Below are 3,873 nucleotides of genomic sequence, written 5' to 3'. Positions count from 1 at the left end.
GCCCGCACGGCTTCTGCCGAACCGATACCGTGGCTGTGCGCGGCCCCGTCGGGATCAGAGTACCAGATGGCACTCACCAGCGGGCCGTGGGGAGTAAGGCCGTATTTTAGGAAAGCATTGGTGATCCAGACATGGCGGTTTTCGTCCTCATCCCCAATAGTAGAAATAGCCCCCAGATCCGCCAGCACCTGCGGTTTGAACGACTCGGGCAAAATCAGATCCGGGTTGACGATGGCCCCACCGCTGACGGTATGGTTTTGTAAATAGGCTTGCCCGGTGGTACCCGAACTGAACACCATCATGCGTTCCCCCGCCGTTTGGAGTACTTCCCCCAGCGAAACAGCGGTCAATAGCGGTTCATCGATGGCCCCGGAAATTTTGGTCAGGTCGCCGTAGGTAGTACCCACACTTTTGGTGGTACTGACTTGGGGAAAATACACCGAATTGCCCAGAATACCGTGGGTACCTGGGTAGGATCCGGTGGCGTAAGAAGCAGAATTGACCCGCGTCACAGTGGGAAAAACGCTGTGGTGTCGCTGGCCGACGCTGGCTTGCTGTTTGAAGGCGTATAGGTTGGGCATCAGCTCCGTGGTAATGTAGTCGGGTCGCAAGCCATCGAAAAAGACGAGCAGGGTTTTATGTCGGGTCGGGGTACTCTGTCCGTAGCCCGACGGGGACCATAATCCACTCAACAGCAGGCACAGGTAAAAAGCAGAGATTTTTTGCATATTTGCTAGGGGTGAGTCACTCCAATTTAGTGCGGATTACGGTTCGTTTGGCGCGGTTAATTACCCAAAGTACCCGCTTGTTTTTTACCCTGCGGTCCAAGGCGATGCCCTGTCCGGCTATTGGCAAAGATAGGGTGCGCAGGTATTCCACAAAGCACACTAGCCCTAAAAGTACAAAATGAACCGCGTATCCATTTTACGGTGGGATGAAGTAATCAGGCCACTCTCCGCCTTCGGAGGTTCTCGCGGGTACCACTCGGCACAACTGACAAACAATATTCATGCAGTTGACTAGTAGGATCGGGCATTTTCCTGATTTTACCTGGAAGCAACACACCCACCCCTACCTTACTACACCCTATGATTCACGGTACGAGATTCAGTCAAAAATCATTATACTTGCTTCTTGCGGTCTGGCTTATGCCGGGATTTTGCCCGAGCCAGGCTCAGGTGACTGCTACGCTCAAATTGAAGGATTATCGGCCCAACTCTATTTACAATATTCCCCAAACCACCGTAACGAAAGCCCAATATCCGGTCGTGGATTTTCACGCGCATGATTATCCCAAACGCGACCGGGAGCTGGACGAATGGGTGAAAACGATGGATGAGGTCGGTGTTGCCAAATCCATGGTACTCACCTACGCCACCGGCGCAGCATTTGACGCTCTGGCGCAAAAATATGCACGCTACCCTGACCGATTTGAGGTCTGGTGCGGGTTTGACTACACCGATGCCGACAAGCCGGGTTGGGGGCAGCGCGCCGTGGCCGAACTGGTACGTTGCCACGCCAAGGGGGCCAAAGGGGTTGGGGAATTGGGCGATAAGGGATTGGGTGAGTTGTATTCCAAACCTACGCCCGGCTACGGGATGCACATCGACGATCCCCGGATGAAACCGCTGCTGGCCAAGTGCGCCGAACTGCGGATGCCCGTGAGCATACATGTATCCGAAGACGAATGGATGTACCAGAAGCCCGACTCGACCAACGACGGCCTGATGAACGCGGCCAAGTGGAACGTCGATATGACTAAGGCGGGCATCCTGGACCACGATCAGTTGGTTGCCACGCTGGAACATGCCCTGCGCGACAATCCCGGTACCACGTTCATCGCCTGTCACCTTGCCAATTGCAATTCTGATTTGGGGAAATTGGGACGCTTGTTCGATGCCTACCCCAACCTCTACGCGGATGTGGCGGCCCGCTACGGAGAATTTTCGCCGATCCCTCGCTTCGCGAAAGCCTTCATGGAAAAGTACGCCGATCGTATTGTTTATGGCACTGATATGGGCTATGAGCGATCCATGTATTGCATCACGTTCCGTATTCTGGAAACAGCCGATGAGCATTTTTACGAGCACGATCGCTTCTCGTACCATTGGCCGCTGCACGGACTCAATCTCAACAAGGCTACGCTGAAAAAAATATATTCGGATAATGCGCGTCGGATTATGAAGTAAGAGGAACTTGGCTTAGGTTGTCACGAGACCGAAATAAAAATAGCTTGCATGAGCCTTCTGGCTTTTTGCACGAGATGAAAATTATAAAAGTACTACGAGCATGGAAGTAAAAGAGGAAATCAAATATCAGGTAGGGACAATGACCAAAGATCCCGTGGATATGGACGAGAACGAGTCAATTCAGCCCATACGACCTGGTGGTGCAATCGCAGACTGATTTTCTATTTTAAGAGCGGAGTCTCCCTACGGAAGACCCTGCCCAACTCCCGGGATTTTAAAGAGCCTGTCGCGTTTATGAACGGATGGCCCCCGTCGCAATTAATATCAAAAATACATTAGCCACGCCTTATGAGACTACCCGATTCAGCGAATTCGGGTAGACCCCCACACCTACTTCTCCTCTATAAATCCCCAGGAAAATAAAAAATTCACTATTGATCCAATTATTTAATTATCAATTACTTAAATAATTTTGGGCGTCAATCGCCCCCGGAAAAGAACTGGGGTGGCACTAAACTTTTGATAAAGCGGGGATTCCAACCAATGAATTTCACACGCTGAAAGTAGTGCTGAACTTAAACTAGACCGTACAGAAATCATGAAAAAGATAGCAAGCCTATATATCGTAATGCTTGGCCTGTTGACTGCGCCAGTGGCCCAGGCCCAACTCAGCCCGAACCTGGTACAGGCGGGAATCGACGCCCTGATGTCTGCCACCATCACCAATGCCCAGATCGCCGAAATTTCGCGGGAGGCAGTCAAGGAAATGGATGCCAAAAATCCGGTAGCGAGTGCCAATGATCCCTACACCAAACGCCTCAACCGTATTGTGGGCCGCTACTCTGCCATAAACGGCAACAAGCTAAACTACAAAGTCTATAAGAAACCCGATGTGAACGCTTTCGCAACCGCCGATGGTAGTGTGCGGGTATTCCAAGGCTTGATGGACATCATGAACGACAAGGAGATTCTGGCCATCATCGGCCACGAAATCGGGCATGTCGTCAACAAAGATTCGCACGATGCGACCAAAAGTGCGCTGCGCCGCTCGGCCCTGCGCAATGCCGCGGCTGCCAACGATGGTCTGGTGGGTCAATTATCGCGTTCCGAGCTGGGGGGGCTGGCCGATTACGTGGCGGGGGCGTCGTTCAGCCGCCAGCAGGAAACCGAAGCCGACGATTTCAGTTACGCATTCCTGAAACGCAACAGACAGAGTGTCCTCGCTTTGGCGTCGTCGTTCGAAAAGCTCGATAAGGCGGGCAGTAGTAAAGTACCCCAGTTCCTTTCCACTCACCCCGAAAGCAAGGCACGGGCCGCTCGGGTACGCGCCCGCGCTAAACAAGAGGGAGTACGGTAGTTTTGAATCAGGTGTGCGGCGTTATTTTTCAGCTTGTTTTGCTCGAAAATTCAGGTAGTATCCCTAACTTAAAGGGCAAGGTTAACGGGAGAAAATAATCCCGTGCTGCACGATGAAATTGGGGAAAGACATTCGCAGCCTGCTTTTTTTTGTTGGGCGAAGTCTTCCGCCCAACGGGAGGAGAAGAACTACCTGACGACGCTGGTCGTAATATGGGACCGATAGTCACGGGGCCGGCCTTCCGGCGGCCTTTCATTCTCAGTACGTGGTCTCTCTTCGGAAGACCCCGCACAACATCGCTGCGCGGAAGACTCCGCCGAACAGGGG

The 3,873-nt window shown here is 52.5% G+C and carries 3 protein-coding genes; 2 read left to right on the top strand and 1 reads right to left on the bottom strand.

Annotated elements, in window-relative coordinates; translation table 11 throughout:
- Positions 1–728 (bottom strand): alkaline phosphatase family protein (locus ACEW8P_RS22380; RefSeq protein WP_373515293.1); only part of this gene is annotated, 728 nt, incomplete at its 3' end.
- 399 nt (positions 729–1,127) lie between these two features.
- Between ACEW8P_RS22380 and ACEW8P_RS22375 the strand changes: the two genes are divergently transcribed.
- Both ACEW8P_RS22375 and ACEW8P_RS22370 read left to right on the top strand, forming a co-directional pair.
- Positions 1,128–2,189 carry an amidohydrolase family protein gene (locus ACEW8P_RS22375; RefSeq protein WP_373515292.1) on the top strand — a complete coding sequence of 354 codons (1,062 nt, stop codon included), beginning with the start codon at positions 1,128–1,130 and terminating at the stop codon, positions 2,187–2,189.
- A 598-nt stretch (positions 2,190–2,787) separates the two neighbouring features.
- Entirely contained in the window at positions 2,788–3,546 is a 759-nt protein-coding gene (locus ACEW8P_RS22370) for a M48 family metalloprotease (protein ID WP_373515291.1), read from the top strand.
- Positions 3,547–3,873: the final 327 nt, after the last annotated feature.

It is taken from the genome of Persicitalea sp. (assembly GCF_041751555.1).
GTDB lineage: Bacteria > Bacteroidota > Bacteroidia > Cytophagales > Spirosomataceae > Persicitalea.
The sequence above is the reverse complement of the archived record's forward strand: the minus strand, read 5'-3'. Positions and strand labels throughout refer to the sequence as shown.